This window comes from Desulfobacter curvatus DSM 3379, assembly GCF_000373985.1.
GTDB classification, from domain to species: Bacteria; Desulfobacterota; Desulfobacteria; order Desulfobacterales; family Desulfobacteraceae; genus Desulfobacter; species Desulfobacter curvatus.
Genome location: NZ_KB893068.1, coordinates 109721 through 126440 on the forward strand (window position 1 = coordinate 109721; position 16720 = coordinate 126440).

Sequence of the window (16720 nt, forward strand, 5' to 3'; positions counted from 1 at the left end):
TCCAAAAAAAATTAAATCTTTAAAAAAAATCAACGCGTTGCAAGTATAGCGTCATACATTTCCTGCACCATTGTCAGCAACTTAGCTGCGGCAAGATACGCCTGTTGCTGGGCTGTCAGGTTAATCATTTCTTCATCCAGGGAGACGGCTGATATTGAATCCCGCTGCTCAGTGAGCTGAAACGCCAGAGTTTCGGAATATTCCAAAGCGGAATCAATGCCGGCCGCTGTAGCCCCGATGGTAGAGACCAGAGAGGCCTGGTAATCATCCAGCGAGGTGGCGGTTACCGTAATCGTAACACCCTCTCCCCTGGTATATGTATACGATTTCATGTCTACACTGTCGTACCGGGTTTCAGCCATGGCCAAGGCATTGGTGTTGTCGCTGGAGGCAAGCTCGAAGGTTTCCGTATCCATGATGCCTGACGCCAGCAAATCTCCGTCGGACACCACGTCATTGACACTAATCGTTGATGCGCCCGTTCCGGTAAAAAAAGTATTCACCCCAAGGGCTGCGGCAACCCCACTGTCCCCGTCTTCATTTCCTGCAAAGGCATAGGACAGATCATCCGCGTCCTTGGATTCCAAATCCATGCGTATATACCCGTCACCGGAAACAGACTTGTCAAAGGCGATTTCAATATCCCCCACACCGTCTCCGTCCAGATCAATCTGAAACCCGTCATCATCACCGCCTTCCGGAATAATAGAGATGGTGCTGCCTGTGGGGTCGTTTGCAACACGCCAGGTGCCGTTTGTGCGCTTAAATTCAAGAGATTCGGCTTCAAATTCAAGGGCGCTGTAGTTTAACACCGTAATCTCAAAATTTTCTTCGTCAATGTTGTCACTGCCCGAACAGGTTACGTTTTCAATGGCGCAATAGTCATCACTGGTATTAAATTTAATGGTATTGTCTTTTGTAACTGAAGCCGTCACGCCGCCTGCGCTTCGATTAAACTCATCGGCAAAGGAGTCAAGGGTCCAGTGCCAGTCCGAAAGGGTTTGCAGGGTATTCCCGGTGGCATCGGCCACGGCTTTACCATTTTCATCCGTGGTGACATAAAAAACATCGCCGTTCACAAGGGTGCCGCTGTCAAAGGCTATGGTCATGCCGTCCACTTCCACAATGATCTGGGAATTCTCATCCTCATTGCCTTCCAGTTTAATGGTGCCTGAATCGGTTTCAGACTTCCATTCGATCACCACATCGTCTTCATTATCCGGCAGGGTGCCGCCGGAAATAACTGTAAACTCATAAGTATCATCGACACTTGCAGCCTTTCCTGTAACCGAGCCGAGAAGAATATCGGCTTGGCCGTCGTCATCAGTATTGATCCGAAGGGTGTTTCCGGCGACAAGGCTGCCATCGGATATTTCAAAACTTAAGGTTGTTTTCCCGTCTTCAATGATTTCCACCACGCCGGATTCATCAATGTCAACATATCCGTCCTCGCCGGTGGAGTTGCCGCTACTGTCCAGAATTTCCCAGTAAATAATGGCAGGATCACTAAACGTGACGGCTGTAGTAGAATCTTTTGTATTTGAGAGGATATCATTTTCCGGCGATTCACTGCCGGACCCGGTACCTGTGGATACGCTTAACTCGGCATTGCCACCTGTGAAATTGGAAATTTCGATGGCATCTTCGTCTTCGTCGTCTATTTTCACAATGGTGACGGATGTGCCGTTCTTGATGACCTCATAGCATCCCGGGGCCTGGGCTTCCAGACCAGTTGCTGGGTCCGTCAAAGCAAGGTATAGCTGCAGGGCCTGATCTTCATCCGTGACCCCGGATGGGGCCGTGTATGTTATAAAGTTGTCATCCACTTCAAAATAGATAACTTCACCATCAAAATCTTTATAACCGTCACTCCCACCGAGAGTGATCATACTGGTTCCGGACACTGGTGTTCCGGTGGCACCGAACAAAGCGGCAGTGGATTTCTCATCCGAACTGATTTCCATACCTGGATCCATGATAATGGTCAGGGAACCGGTGATTGCCACGGCATCGCTTGTTCCATTTGTCAAAGATTGCATTTCGGAGCCACTGGCATCCAAGGAAACGGATAGTATATCTCCGGCATTGGCATTGAATTCGTAAATTCCGATAGTGGCACCTGACGCACTTTCAATGGAGTTGCCGTCCACGGCCAGATCCGTGTTCTGGTTGGTCTCATTAATGGATTCCACCGCGGCCTTAAGCGCATCTTCAAACTGTTCGTCAATATTTTGAGAAACGTCCCGAATAAAACTGACATCCTCCATCACCCCGTCAACATACAGTGTAAATTCCACGACATCTCCATCGCCTGCCGATATACCAGAGAGGCCAAAATAGGCAGACGTCGCGGATGCATAGGCAGCTATGCCCTCTATGTCGGAAAGTTCTTCAGCAATGTCGGCAGCGGACCGGATGGCTCCGGCCCCACGGTCTGAAATCTCCAGGGTCTGGGTGTCGGAACCGTTGGTAATGGTAAGGGTCTGTTCAGCCAGTGCCTTATCCAGGGCAGCGTAAATATCTGAATCTTTGGATACACCGCCCAGAAACTCGCCGCTGGACTGCACCACGGTTTTGCTTCCCAGGGTTCCCTCATCAATAACGGTGAGTTCATAAATGCTGTTATCCTCGCCGGATCCGGTGATATTGGAGATTTCAGATGTGGAGATGGACATATCCACGGTCGCGGTCTGGTATTCCGACGTTGTGTCCGTGGCATCCTGGATCACCATGGAAAAATCCTTGGTGTAATCAATCTCATCTCCGTAGTATAAACTATCAAAGGTCCCGCTATTCCCGGCCTCGTAAGTTCCTTCCAGGACGCCTGAAAAATAGGTCTGCCCCGCCCCTTGGGAGTGCTGATAGTTCAGGGTCCAGATCAGGTTGGCTGCAAGTTCATTGAATTCAGCCTGGGTTTCGGGAATAGCCACATCCCTGACCTCAAGCCATCCGGCAATGGCACCGCCGGAGATATCATCGGTAATGTCATAGGCGTTTCCGGACTTTCCAGTCCAATACACGCTTCCCTGTTTCACGCTTAAATCGTATGAAATACCATCTTCCGCCAACGGCAGGCCATTGGAGAGAATCAGGTAGGAACCGTCTTCTTTAACGGTGATATCAATGTTGATGAATCCGCCAAGATCGTCCACCAGGGCGTTTCGTTCATCCTTAAGGTCATTGGCATTCCCCCCCCCACTTTCGGCGGTGATGATGGCCAGGTTTAACGCTGCGATCTGATCCGAAATGCTGTTGACTTCGGCAACAGCGGAAGAAATTTCATTGTTCAGGTCGTCGGTCAGATCAGCCATGGACGCTTCAATGGCATTAATACGTTCCGTAAGGGCGAGGCCTGCATCATATACGGCATTTTGTTCGGTTTCACCGGACGGGTTGTTGCTCAAGTCCTCCCAGGAAGACCAGTAGGCATCCAAAAGAGTATTCAGGCTGTCAGCACTGTCTTCGGAAAACAGATCTTCAATGGAAGACATATAAACCCGTGCCTCTTCCAGGGCGGCCTGGTTGGATAATTCAGAAGTCAACGCGTTCTCAATAATCTGGTTTACGGAATTGGAGACAGAAGCAACCGTGACCCCTGTACCGTAAATATTCCCACGGGAGTTTACCGTGGATGTGGTGGCAAATTCTGCCTTCTGGATGCTGTAATCATCATTATCCGCGTTGGCAATATTCTGGCCTGTCACACTGATGGCCGCCTGATAGGCTGTGACGGCATTAGACGCAGTATTTAATATGGCGTTAAGGCTGCTCATGGGGCCCCCATATTCCTGTGGTTAACATACTTGGACGTGACGGACAGGCGGTTCAAAACGCGTTTAAACAGTTGACTGTTGCGGGAGGCGGCCTGCATCAATTTCCGGTGTTTTTGTTCGAGATCATTTGCAAGCGCCGATAATTCATCTTCCTGCTTTGGGGTCAATCCCCGAATCATTTTTACCCGGTTGACAAGGGTTTTCGGCATGGTGGAAGGCATTTCCCGGCCTGCCATCATGCCCAGTTGCTTGCCCATGGAACGATTGAGATGCTCAAACCGGTTAACGCAGTTTTGTTGTCTTAGGACAAGCTTTTTCAATGATTTTGAATCATAGGCCATGCCGGCCGCATATTCAGCATCTATGATGTGGATCAATTCCTTGTACAACGCCCGGAGCCTGATCATTTTCCGTTCAAGAACCGCCACGGAATCAGTTTCCACTTCGGGTTTAATCAAAGGAAGTATCATGATGCACCCCTCGTTGCTATCGTTTCATGCCGATGACCGTGCTCATCATTTCATCCACAGTAGTAATGATTTTAGCATTGGCATCATAGGCATTCTGCAGTTCGATCATTGCAACAAATTCCTCGGAAATATCCACGTTGGACATCTCAAGGGCATAGGATGATAGGGAGCCAAGCCCGTTTTGACCGGGTTTATTGGTGGTGGCTGACCCACTGTCCCTTGTGGCTGAATAAAGATTGCCTCCCTCATTTTTAAGGCCGTTTACATTGTTGAAGTCTGCCAGAGCGACCATAAACAAGGCAAGTTCCTGGCCGTTTGAGTAGGTACCGGAGACCAGACCGTCGGACTCCACGCCGATTCCAGTCAGATCCCCGGCCGGATAACCGTCTGCGTCCTGGTATATGGTGGAAGAAGAGGTGGCGTACTGGGTGGAGGATAGGGAATCATTCACCCAGTTATTGCCGTCAAATTTTGACCCGATATTAAATGAGATATCGGTTTCCGTTACCCCAAACTCGCCGCCGAGAAAATCAACCGTAAACTGGTAATATCCGGTATCTTTCGCCTCATCGGTTGTAACCGTTCGCCATGCCGTGGAGCCAGAAATATCAAAGGTGATTACACTGCTGTCGTCCAAAGGATCAGTATCCCTACCGGATTTAAGGTCTTCTTCAAAAGTGAAGACAATGTCCTGCCTGTCGTCCTCATTTCCGGACCCGTCAAGATCGATGGAGCAATATGTGGCGTCGCCTGAAAGGGTGGCATTGCTGTATTCAGACGGCGGGGTATCGGGAATTACATCAAAACTGAAAGTTGCGTCGGCTGCCCCGTCTACTCCAGCTATTTCAAGATCCTCAGTATCATCGCCGTCAAAACTAATGAAAATCGTATTGACATCGGAGACAGCGATAGGGGCAGGACCAGAGAGAATTATAGCATCCGCATATTCTTCAGGGGGAGTGGATTCAATCGTAAAGGCAATGATCTGACCATTGACAGTGGTATCCATGGCATCATCAAGGGATATTTCTATGGTGGAAGAATCTCCGGAAACCGTATCTTCGATGATCAGCTCACAACCTTCATCTGTCGTATTTGTGACGGTACAGTTTATAGTGGCCCCCGGTCCAACGGCAACCCAGTCCCCGGCAACGGAATCCCATGTAAGGGTATAATCACCAGCTAGGATACCAGCACCCGCCGAACTCAATTCCTGGACGGTGAAATCCGGAGTGACGCCGCCTTCAAGATCGGTGGTGGCAGTGTCGATAGTGATATCACGATCTTTTAACTCCTCGTTCCATTTCCATTCCGCTCCGTCCCAATATAAGCTGACATCCTCGGCCACCATATCCATGGTGTCCGCATTGGTGACAGTATAGGTAGCTATCCCATCCGCATCACTTACCAGAGTACCGTCATCGTTGGCTCCAGCCGGATTACTCCAGGCCCAGGTTTCCGTGTACGGATTCCAAACAAGGGAAATATCTTGAGCATCTGTCGTCATTACACCGGGATCGTTAATGGTGATGGTCGTATTGTTGTAAGCATCACCATCATAAACCGCATTTTCAATATCCTGGACATGAAGTTCTGTTGGATTATTAACATCAAAGGTAAGGGTATCTCCGGCCATAGCGTATTCGTCCAGAGAAATCTTTAAATCCGCCTCTTCGTCCAGGCCGCTGGAGGTAGGATCGAGCACAAGATAGACGTTTGAGGCATCGGAATAGATAATCTCCGCATTACTGTACATGTCTGGCAGCGGATATTCACTGTCATTGACAAGTTCCCAATTATCACCGTCATATATCATTCTAATGCCGTAACCATCCCATTGGATGGCTTCCATATCTTCAATTTCAAAATGAACATCATCTATGGTATTGTTTCCGGATATTCCAACGTTACCGATCACGCCCGTAAGTTCTTCCATGGTTATGGAAACGACTTCACCGGAACTTTCGGAAAAGTTAATGCTGCCCCTTGCCAAAAGCCCTGCAGCATCCGTACCCGTCACAAGGGCGCGGTTGTCTTCACTCGGATCACAGGTAATAACATATTCCCAATCGGTGTCTGATTTTTTATCGTAGTAGATGGTGACTTCATGGGCAGAGCCCAGAGAGTCATACGCCGTGACCACGGTCTGGTATTCATAACCATCCGAGTTCATTGTGGTGCCGTTATCCTCATCATATTTAAACAAGTTTGACAAAACCACGGATTTGGACTCGGCATCGGAATCCAGGTTGGTAATTACGGTAATTTCCTCGGTATCATCCGGCGGACTTGTAAACTCTGTCAATATCAAGTCGGTAATGGCCCCGTATGCTTCTCCGGTATTCCCTTCAACATACCACCCCTGGAGAATATACCCGGCGGAAGTGACGAGCGCGCCGTTTTCGTCAAATGAAAAATTACCGGCCCTTGTATAATAGCGCTCCTCAGATCCGGCCTCGGACACAATAAAGAAACCATCACCGCCAATGGCAAGGTCTGTTGCATTGCTTGTGGTTTCAAGGGAGCCATCGGTAAACACCTGGGCGACATTGTCAACATTCATACCAAGCCCCACCTGGGAAGCGCCGGCATTAGTGCCGATGGTCTGGTAAAGGGTATCTGCAAAGGTGGCGGTTCCCTTTTTAAACCCAAGTGTATTGATGTTTGAAATATTATTACTTGTGACCTGGAGTGCGTTTCCGGTGTTGCCCAGACCGCTGGTGCCGGCATAAAGGGAACTGGTTAATGACATAATGTCCTCCTTAGCATGGGTAAAATTTTATTCCCCAGGCAGATATGGTAAAATTTTTAAGCCTGCCTGTTTCTATTCAATTGTTGTTACACTTGATACAGATACCAGACGCCCGGTATCTCCAATTTCAAGGTATTGGGTGCCGTCCACGGAAGTGATGGCACTCACCTCCCCGGAAATATCGGTGGAGGCTGTGCCTGTATCCGCTGTAACCGTGTAGTAATAAAGTCCGTCAGAACTCTTATAACCGCCGCTTGTCAGCCCATCCCAGGTGACCTCATTTTCTCCGGTGGTTGTATTGTCAGCTGATATCTCAATGGTATCAATTTCTTCATCGTCGCTATTATAAATTGTCACTGTGACATCGGAAGACGCTGTCAGACTAAAGCCTAATGCATCCCCCTGGACCTCGCCGTCTTCCACCCGGACGATTGGATAACCGGACGAAACCGTGGTGCCGAGATATTCAAGAACGGAAGTGGAATCAGTGGAAGATGAGGATGAAGACGAGGTTACTGTGGTCACATTGTCCGGGTCAACCAGCACGCCGCTGACAACCAGGAACCCTTTTCCGTTTTGGTACGACACCGCATCCACGGTTCCGGACAGATAGGATTTAACTTCTTCGTATCCGTCCCCGGAATTGGCCATAACCACGTAGGAATATTCCCCGTCATCCAGACTGTTACCCTCATCATCCGTGCCATCCCAGGAGATCAGATATGATCCGGCCTCAACTTCGCCCTGGGACAGCGTCGCCACCTTGGTACCATTTGAGTCATATACATACACAAGGACCTCAGCGGGCTCATCAACCTCATAAAAACCGGAGGTAACAGAGCCGTCATCAATGGTCATTGAGGTCACTGTTGCGGTTACTGTCTTCCCCACAAATGAATTGGCATCAATATTGCCGACCGTATCCTCATCATCCGCCACCATTTCATCAAGCTTATCATTAACATTGATCAACTGTTCGACCTGGCTAAACTGGGCCAACTGATCTGTGAACTGTTCCGTATCTGCCGGATCAAGGGGATTCTGATTCTCAAGCTGGGCCACTAAAAGGGTTAAAAAGTCTTCGGTGCCCAATGAAGTTGTCGTGCCAGCGTCACTATCTGTTGAGGTTTTCTCAGCATCATAAGCCTCATAACCGTTAACCAGTGATGAAAGTATCGAATTATCAGACATGCCTGCCTCCTCCGGCTGTTTATACTTAGTTTAATGATGGGACCGGTGTTTTAAAATGCCAAAGACACCTATCCTTGTCTTACTTGGTCTTAATCAAACCAAGAAAAGTGCCTAAAAGATCTACTCACAAGTTCCGGAGGCAGAATATGTAAATATATATCATATGATTAGTTCTTAAATAGTTTGTTTTCAATGAAGATAATTACATTATTATTATGTGTTATAAAATATAATATACCTATTTATTTCAAAACAATCTAATGATATAAAAATTTAATCTTATTGTCTCAGAAAAGATTGCCGCGTCTGCGTTTCGTATTTTAAACGTGGAATTTTTTACCTATCCCACGGATTGATTTCAGCTGACCAACAGGGTAGGGGCGACAACCAAATAATATTTTACTAAAAAAATCTCACTTGTTTAATTCCAATAAAATACACTATACTTATATAAAAACAGCATGTTATATGAATTAACTATTTGATATATATTTAAGAATGAAATTTTGTTATCTAAAGGATATACCCTCTAAGGGCGATACGAGATCCAATACTCGGAAGAATTTGCCTGTCAATGGCTGATAATACTTTTAAGGAGAAAAATCATGGCAACCGGTACCATCACCTCACTTGGACTTGGGTCTGACCTTGATCTTCAAAGTTTGTTGGACACCCAGCGGGAAGCTGATGAAACCATTGCAGGAATGACGCTGGACGATATTGAAGAACTGCAGGCCGAGGAAGAAGCTCTATCTTCCGTCCAAAGTCAGCTGTTGGGCATGAAATCCAGTGCGTTGAACCTCTCCTTATCTTCCACTTACCTTTACAGAGAAGTAACTTCATCCAATGACGACGTAACAACCGCAACAGTACTTGACGGAACAAAAACCGGCACTCACACCATTACCACTACCCGCCTTGCGTCTGCCAGTTCATACATATCGGATGGATTTGCCTCTGAATCGGCCACAGTCTATGTACCCACCACCCAACAATCCACCGAGGGTTACAACGACCCGACGGATACGGTTCTTGAAGAGTCAGAAACACTGACCATCAGTTACGGGAACGAAGATGAACCTTTGACGTTTACCATCACCGGAACTGTTGACGGCATGAGCGTTGACGGCCTGCTTTCAGCGATCAATGATGACCCAACCATAAGTCAATATGTTACGGCATCCACCTACGAAGACGAAGAGGGCCTGATACATATTCAAATTGAGTCCGCTACCGGCACCACAGGGGAGGATGGCCGTGTGGATGTAGAAGGTTCAGAGGGGGTAACCTCTTTCACGGCTCCCAAAGAAGAACTCTCATTCACCGTGGGTGATGGTGAAATTTTTACTCTCTCAGTGCCGGCAGAAATCTCCCTTAAAAACTTAGCGGAACGTATTAACGAAGCTGACGACAACCCCGGCGTCACCGCATCGGTTATTTATACCGGCACAGGGGACAACCCCTATCAGCTGGTTCTCGAAGCCGATAACACCGGCGAAGACAACAGAATAAACATTATAAGTCAGCCGGATGGGTTAGGTTTAAACGAATCAAATGGTAAAGGCTATACCATGACGGGGGATAACGCCATATCCTTTGAAACTGCCGTAACTATTGATAACACCAACAACACCATTGCCTTTGAAGAGGTGGATGAAGACGGCAGAGCGGTTTCCTTAACTGCAGAAATCAATGCAGGGGATTACGGAACCGCAGAAGAGCTTGCCGAAGCGGTGGAAAAAGCCCTTGAAAATGCTTCAAAAGAAGATGGAAACAATAGGGATTACCAGATTGATATTGACGCTGATACCGGCCTGATGTCCATATCAGAGGCCGGCACCCTTGGAAGTGTGACCGTTGACTGGGAAAATGCAAACAGCACTGCAGCCGCCACCCTGGGATTCACGGAGACCCAAACCATAACGCCAATGGACGCCTCGCTCAATGCCATGCTCACCGTGAACGGCAATACTTATCAGCGCCAGGAAAATACGGGGATTGACGATATTGTCGAAGGCGTGGCCCTGAAACTGTATGCTACAGGTTCATCCACCATTACCGTAGAAAACGACACCGAAGACATTGTAACTGAATTAACTTCGCTTGTTGAAACTTACAACGCGCTTTTGACTGAAATTGATGAGAATGATGATTACAACGAAGCTGAAGAAAGTTGGGGCTCCTTGGCTAAAAGCTCCACCGTTAGAACGCTGAAGCAGACCCTTCAGGATCTGATAACCAGCACTGTGGATACAAACGGATCTATTACCAACCTATTGGACATCGGTATAGAAATTAACAGGGACGGCTCGCTGACCCTGGACGAAGACGCACTGAATGAAATATTAAGCAACAGTTATGATGATGTCGTTACCCTGCTTAGGGGCACGGATGATGATGAAGGACTGGGAGATATTCTCAATGACTCCTTTGGCAGCTATGCCGTATCCGGTGGATATCTTCAGGATGAGATCGATACTATCGAAGATAAGGTGAATCGGCTGGGAAAAGATTACCAAGAAGACATGGCCCGCATTGAAAAAAAATATGAAAGAATGGCAGCAGAATACACGGAACTGGACTCTTATCTTTCAGAAATTGCCAGTACACAAAATTATATTGATACAATGATGTCCACAAAAGAAGACTAAAAATTTTCTCAGCTCATTTCAGCAACGTAAAACAAAAAAAGGCGGACTTTTTATCTCTCAGTGAAAAAAGTCCGCCTTTTTAGGATACGAATTAATTAACAAATTCAGTGATGGGAGCCGCCTTTATCATTGACCGTGTCATAGGCCGCTTTAAGAAAGCAATAGGTCATACCTGCCCCTAAAATGCCAATGGCATACCAGAACCCACCGAAAAAAATTGCATGGCCGATATCCCAGGCCCATTCAAAACAAAAGGGAAACATTAAAACCTCCTTTATCAGTTTTGTGCCGCTTCGGCAGATTCGTTAAGTTCTAATTCCTGGGGAAATACCGGCAGATACCGGTATGCAACTGCAATCAGGATAATCCCGTAGGCCACCGGCAGAACGGTTGTCGCCACTTCCTGCCAGCTTGGGATATACAATGCCCAGGAATCAAAAGACATCACAGGCACGGCCATAATCTGAAGCACCATAACCCACCGGTTCAAACATACACCAATAACACCAAGAATGATGGCCAAGGTGCGGGTGGCCGGATTTTCCCGGGTACTTTTATTAATCAGAAGCAGCCCCGGCACAACACCGCACAGAATCACTTCGGTAATCAAGATCCAGTATCCGTATAAGCCGTTATTGCTGTAAAAATGGCTCAGTTTAAATCCCATGGAGGGCGCGGTAACAAACGCCCAGTAAATGGTATCAATAATCTTGGCAATAATATAAGTGGTAATCATCCACCCGGAAATTTTTGCCAGCAGGTTGACGGTTTTATCTCCCACCAGCTTTTTACCGGTAATGATTTCCGTCATCTTGGTCACCAGCAGGGTGAAGCAAGGGCCAAATGCAGCGGCAGACCAGGTAAACAGGAAAAAAGTCCACGGCCAGATCAAAAGGCCTTCGCGGTAGGCAAACGGACGGCCAAACATAACGCCGGCCACACCGCCCAGGGATCCCTGGTGGAAAAAACTTAAGAAAGCACCGGTGGCGGCAAATACGGCCATCACCTCGTGCATGTTATGGGCCAGGTGGTGAAAAAACGGTACCTTGTTGGCCTGGCGATTTTCCAGGATATTGGGAATAAATTCAATGGTCAGTACTGCAAAATAGCAGGACAGACAATAGGCCACTTCTGTAAGCATGGAATGTACATTGGCATGCCAGAAAATAAACCAACCGCGCAACGGCTGTCCAATATCAATGGCCAGGATCAGCAGGGCTGAACTGTAGCAGATGAACCCAATGATTACGGCAAAATTGATAATATTTTTCAAGTCATCAACCTTGAAAATATATTTCAAAAGACCTGTAAAAAAAGCACCGCCGCCAACTGCAATGACGGCCAGGTCAGCCCAGATCCACAGGGCAAATCCGTAGTAGTCGTTCATGTTGGTCTGGTTCAGACCTTTGAACCAGCACAGAAACATGGCATAAACGCCCCAGAGCAAAACAGCACCCACAATGATGATCCCAATCATGAATATCGGGAATGCACAGCGTTTGGCGCCTTCGGGTATTAATGCATCATCTAACATATCTAATTACTCCTAAATAGTGTTATGCAAGTTAACCATGGGATGAAGACGCCCCATGATGGGTTTTAACATTTTCCCACTCACCTTTAAGGTAGTTGTCCCCGGCCTTTCTGACCCATTCCCGCTCAGACATATAATACACCTTGGTGTTAGTGCCAAGGCGTTCAAGCAGCCTGAAAACTTTCGGGTTTCTGGATTTTCCCACAACCTTGTGGTTCATGGGGTCGGGATGGGGATCAGGTTTGACAATCTGATGGACCTTGTGTGCAGGGTTGTTCAGATCACCAAACACAATGGCGCCTGCCGGGCACGCGGTGGTGCATGCGGTCTGATACTCCATCTCTTCTATTTCACGGTCTTCGACAAGGGCCTTTTCCCGTGCCGACTGATACCTGTGGTAGCAAAAGGAGCATTTCTCAACCACACCGCGCATACGCGGGGACACATTGGGGCTTAGGTAGTTTTCCATACCCTCGGGCCATTTAGGATCCCACCAGTTAAAGTATCTGGCATGGTACGGGCATGCCCCCATGCAGTACCGACAGCCAAAGCAGCGGGTATAGATCTGGCTGACAATACCAGTATCATAACCATAATCGGTTGCCGTGGCAGGGCATACGGATACGCAGGGAGAATGGCCATGACCACCGATTCCGGCGCAGTGCTGGCATGGGCGGGGCATATAAGCTATTTCAGTTTCCGGAAAGGACTTTCCATTGGTCAGCTTGTACACCCGCATCCAGGTGATGCTGTCCTTTTTGTTGGATTCATCCTCCTTAAACGGAACGTTATTCTCGGACATGCACGAGACCATGCAGGCACCGCATCCCGTGCATTTGTCCAGATCAATAACCATTCCGAACTTATGGGCTTTTTTATTTTCTATCATCAGAACCTCTTAAAATGATTTCGTAAACAGTTTACGCCTTGGAAAGGGTGGCTTTAATTCCAAAGGCAGCATCCAGTCCTGAACCAGGCTCGATGACCGGGCCGATCAGATCATTGACATTGGCACCTTTACCGGCCACGTAAGGATCGTTAAAGGTATGTCCAAGCCCCCTTGGCATACCGATCACGCCGGGCATAATACCTTTATTAAGGCCGATTTTCACCTTTACCGTCCCCATGGCGGTTTTAAGGACAGCCATATCACCGTCTTTCAAGGCGCCTGCAGTGGCCGGGTTAATTTCAACAACACTGTATTTACCTGAAAGAACCTTATCGGAAACGGTTTTCACAGCAAAAGGAGAGGATATCATTGAACCGCCGGCAAGCCGCATCTTATCAATGGCTACCAGGGTTAAATCACCTTCATCCATAGGCACATCAATTTTAGGCGCAGAAGCAAGGAAGGTAAAATCCGTTGCAGGGGTTCCCACAGGCGGCTTGTCGTCAATGACCACATATCCGTCGTCGGTCAGGGTGTCCCAAATGTCGCCCGTCACTTCTTCAAGGCAGGCATCATAAGCGTTCCAGGAAAAACTTTCCGCCATGCTGCCTCCCATGGCCTGGGCAAGGAGGATCAGTGCATCGCCAGGGTGTTTGGTGTCAAATACGGGTTTAACCATAGGCCGACACAGCCCCACGACTGTCTTGGCAAGGCCTGCACCGGAAACGACATCTTCGAGGCGTTCAAGGAAAATGGAGGCAGGCAGAATCACATCGGATCTAAGGGCTGTTTCATCCATGAAAGAACTGAAACTGACCTTGAATCCGACTTTATCCATGGCAGCCTTGACTTTCTCAGGATTGTTCAAAGCGTAGCAGGGATTGGCATTGTAAATAAAGAGAGCTGAAAGGCCGCCATCCGCTTCAAGCTTGTCAACCAGTTCATTTACGGAACCGGCAAGCTTATCCTTACCTGCGCCCTTTTCTGCAGCATCATCCATTACATTTTCAGGAAACTTCAAATAACCTGCAGGCAACATGACAAACACACCGCCTTCTTTGTTCAGGCGGCCTGCCATTGCATTAAGGGCCTGAACTGCAGCGAATTCACGTAGGCTTTGCCCCACGTCTCCCCTGCCCTTTCCCGGCACGGCAACAGGTGCCTTGGCCTTGATAAATTCCATGGCAAGGGCCTCAATATCCGCAGCTTTAACGCCGGTGACGGCCTCTACCTTGTCCGGTGTATATTCGTTTTTCAGCATAGCAGCAAAAGCGGACTTGCTCACGTCGCCGGAAATCGAATTCTTTGCAAGCAGTACCGCACAAAGACCCAATGCCAGGTCCGCTTCAGTGCCGGGTTTTACGGCAACAAGCCTATCGGCGGCATTGGCTGTATTGGACAGTCTGTAATCCACCTGTACAAGTTTAGCCTTACGTTCAAGTCTTGATGCATTGGCCCGGATACAGGCAGCAGGGGAACCCCATCCTTCAATAATTGCCGCACCAAAGCTTAAAATAAAATCGGAATGCTCAAGATCGAACCCAAGGCGCCGATCCTGGCTGTGAAGGGTCGCAGCCGTTAACGCCAGATTGGATTCAAGGCTTGGCATGGTATAAGTATTCGGAGAACCGAAAGCATCCATAAACCGCCCAAAAAGCCGGGCCATGGAGCCGCTGGTGTTAGCACCGGAGATTAGACCAAGGGTTTCAGGTGTGCCGCTCTCACGGATTTCACCCAATTTCCCGGCCACAAGTGAGATGGCCTCATCCCAGGAAATCTTTTCAAATTTGTTTCCGTTTTTCTTTAACGGCGTTTTTATTCTGGCAGGATCATAAAGATACTGCAGGCCGGCAATGCCGTGAAGACAGGCACCACCGTTGTTAATTGGGTAATCGTCAAGGCCTTCGATCTTAACAAGCCGTCCATTTATTTTTCTGACGCTGATGCCGCAAGCACCTGGACACAGGTTGCACACGGACTGGTCATAGGTTATTTCTCCGTCTTCAGGGACAGGGGTCCAGGGCCAATTCTGGGTCCAGATGGAAGAATCATCTGTCAGCTTGATACCCACAGGGGAAAGCGCGATGCCGGCTGCCGCGCCAAGTCCCAATCCCAAGAAGCTTCGTCTGTCAATTTTCATAAGTCATCCTTTATAAACTTTGAAATGCTTGTCCTTGAGGTATTTTACTTGTGGCACTGGAAGCAGTAGCCTTTGTGACCCATTTCTTCCAGGTGGCAATCCGCACAGTCGTCCATCTTCATACGATCCCAGGAATTCTTTTTGATCCCCCAGATATTTTTGCCCCAGATATCACGGCTGTAGCCGGTAATCCTATTTTCTTCATAGGGCCGCGAAGATGAGGACTCACCAATGTGACCATGGCAGGTCTTACAATCCATGTCGCCTGCAACGATATGCGCCGCATGGGAAAAGTAGACACAATCAGGCTGTTTGGCATAAATCAGCCAGGGCACTTCTTTGCCTTGGGCCACATACTCCTCTACGAACACGGCTTCATCGTCGGTCTCTCCCATGGGCTCATCCGTATGGCATTCCATACAGGATTCCAGGCCCGGAATACCGGAGAATGTACCGTCTTCTCTAAGAAAATGGCAGGTTTCACAATCACCTGTTTCTTCGACATGAAGGCTGTGATCGAAATTAAAAGGCTGTTCCTTTTTTGAATAAAGCAATTTTGGAAACAGCAGCCAGCCCGACAGGAAGCATACCAGAAATGCCCCCATAAAAAAGATGACACCAAGGCCTAGCCCCTTGTCATCTTTTGGACCGTTGTTGGTGCCGTGGTGCGCACCCTCCTCAGGACCATCAGTTGCTTTGTTTTCTAACTCGCTCATGAAAACTCCATCAATTGTTAAAATGTTGATGTTACCATACCTTTGCGGCCACAGGATACGCCCAGGCCAATATTTTTCGCAGAACAGCATTTGCCATGCCGATTTTCTGCAATACGTCCGGAAAATACAAATTCGGTCAATCTATATTAATATCTGTTTCCCTTGTCAAGTTTAATTGGGAAACCCTTGCCCCAGAACGACCTGAACAAAAATGGATTTAAAATTATTTTCTTTAGCTATTTTATCTTTTATACAATAAAAAAATAGCGTTAAAAGAATAACCGGACAAAATGTAATTCTTCGTAAAAAGTCTGATATCTTGGATTTCGCTTGTTCCCATTTTGAATTTTATAAATTTAAAAATCAATAAAATCGGTCGAAAAAGTCTAATTTTTAGAGCATACACCCAATTTTTTAATATAATTCACCATAATCAATCGTAACTACTTGAAATTAAACTAGATTTTTTTCACAAAAAAGTAGAGTCTTTNCAGTTAAGTTAAGGAGGGCTCTATCATTGCGACTGCCAGTTATAAAAAATGTTCAAACGCAACCTGTTGGATTTGCACCAATCTTGAGACATTATTTTGATCAATGTGGAATA

Annotated in this window: 10 protein-coding genes; 1 reads left to right on the plus strand and 9 read right to left on the minus strand. The window is 47.5% G+C overall.

The features are described 5' to 3' along the window. Positions 1-29: 29 nt before the first annotated feature. The 4 genes from flgK to B147_RS0115900 form a co-directional block, all read right to left on the minus strand. Positions 30-3773 carry a flagellar hook-associated protein FlgK gene (gene flgK / locus B147_RS0115885; RefSeq protein ID WP_020588188.1) on the minus strand — a complete coding sequence of 1248 codons (3744 nt, stop codon included), beginning with the start codon at positions 3771-3773 and terminating at the stop codon, positions 30-32. Continuing rightward, positions 3770-4243, minus strand: coding sequence for a flagellar export chaperone FlgN (locus B147_RS0115890; protein ID WP_020588189.1), 474 nt, complete (start codon positions 4241-4243; stop codon positions 3770-3772). Before B147_RS0115890 ends, flgK begins: the two co-directional genes overlap by 4 nt. A gap of 16 nt (positions 4244-4259) precedes the next feature. Then, positions 4260-6995, minus strand: coding sequence for a flagellar hook-basal body complex protein (locus B147_RS0115895; protein WP_020588190.1), 2736 nt, complete (start codon positions 6993-6995; stop codon positions 4260-4262). Positions 6996-7067: 72 nt separating this feature from the next. Beyond that, positions 7068-8186 carry a FlgD immunoglobulin-like domain containing protein gene (locus tag B147_RS0115900; protein WP_020588191.1) on the minus strand — a complete coding sequence of 373 codons (1119 nt, stop codon included), beginning with the start codon at positions 8184-8186 and terminating at the stop codon, positions 7068-7070. Positions 8187-8791: 605 nt separating this feature from the next. Here B147_RS0115900 and fliD point away from each other — a divergent pair. After that, a complete protein-coding gene (fliD, locus tag B147_RS0115905) occupies positions 8792-10837 on the plus strand; it encodes a flagellar filament capping protein FliD (RefSeq protein ID WP_020588192.1) in 2046 nt (681 codons plus the stop codon). A 104-nt stretch (positions 10838-10941) separates the two neighbouring features. Here fliD and B147_RS32180 read toward each other — a convergent pair whose 3' ends face one another. Genes B147_RS32180 through qrcA form a run of 5 tightly spaced genes read right to left on the minus strand, consistent with a single transcriptional unit; the run spans position 10942 to position 16116 of the window. Beyond that, entirely contained in the window at positions 10942-11100 is a 159-nt protein-coding gene (locus B147_RS32180) for a hypothetical protein (protein ID WP_020588193.1), read from the minus strand. A gap of 14 nt (positions 11101-11114) precedes the next feature. After that, positions 11115-12371, minus strand: a complete 1257-nt coding sequence (gene qrcD / locus B147_RS0115915) for a menaquinone reductase integral membrane subunit QrcD (RefSeq protein WP_020588194.1) — start codon at positions 12369-12371, stop codon at positions 11115-11117. Positions 12372-12402: 31 nt separating this feature from the next. Further along, positions 12403-13260: a menaquinone reductase iron-sulfur cluster-binding subunit QrcC gene (qrcC, locus tag B147_RS0115920; protein WP_020588195.1), complete on the minus strand. Its 858-nt coding sequence runs from the start codon at positions 13258-13260 to the stop codon at positions 12403-12405. Between the two features lie 31 nt (positions 13261-13291). Beyond that, entirely contained in the window at positions 13292-15400 is a 2109-nt protein-coding gene (gene qrcB / locus B147_RS0115925; RefSeq protein ID WP_020588196.1) for a menaquinone reductase molybdopterin-binding-like subunit QrcB, read from the minus strand. Between the two features lie 44 nt (positions 15401-15444). After that, the gene (qrcA, locus tag B147_RS0115930) at positions 15445-16116 is read right to left on the minus strand and encodes a menaquinone reductase multiheme cytochrome c subunit QrcA (RefSeq protein ID WP_020588197.1); all 672 of its coding nucleotides are present in this window, start codon (positions 16114-16116) and stop codon (positions 15445-15447) included. Between the last annotated feature and the right edge of the window lie 604 nt (positions 16117-16720).

Bases quoted from the DNA above. Each gene is read 5' to 3' on its own strand.
- flgK (WP_020588188.1), bottom strand. From the start codon at position 3,773: ATGAGCAGCCTTAACGCCATATTAAATACTGCGTCTAATGCCGTCACA.
- B147_RS0115890 (WP_020588189.1), bottom strand. From the start codon at position 4,243: ATGATACTTCCTTTGATTAAACCCGAAGTGGAAACTGATTCCGTGGCG.
- B147_RS0115895 (WP_020588190.1), bottom strand. From the start codon at position 6,995: ATGTCATTAACCAGTTCCCTTTATGCCGGCACCAGCGGTCTGGGCAAC.
- B147_RS0115900 (WP_020588191.1), bottom strand. From the start codon at position 8,186: ATGTCTGATAATTCGATACTTTCATCACTGGTTAACGGTTATGAGGCT.
- fliD (WP_020588192.1), top strand. From the start codon at position 8,792: ATGGCAACCGGTACCATCACCTCACTTGGACTTGGGTCTGACCTTGAT.
- B147_RS32180 (WP_020588193.1), bottom strand. From the start codon at position 11,100: ATGTTTCCCTTTTGTTTTGAATGGGCCTGGGATATCGGCCATGCAATT.
- qrcD (WP_020588194.1), bottom strand. From the start codon at position 12,371: ATGTTAGATGATGCATTAATACCCGAAGGCGCCAAACGCTGTGCATTC.
- qrcC (WP_020588195.1), bottom strand. From the start codon at position 13,260: ATGATAGAAAATAAAAAAGCCCATAAGTTCGGAATGGTTATTGATCTG.
- qrcB (WP_020588196.1), bottom strand. From the start codon at position 15,400: ATGAAAATTGACAGACGAAGCTTCTTGGGATTGGGACTTGGCGCGGCA.
- qrcA (WP_020588197.1), bottom strand. From the start codon at position 16,116: ATGAGCGAGTTAGAAAACAAAGCAACTGATGGTCCTGAGGAGGGTGCG.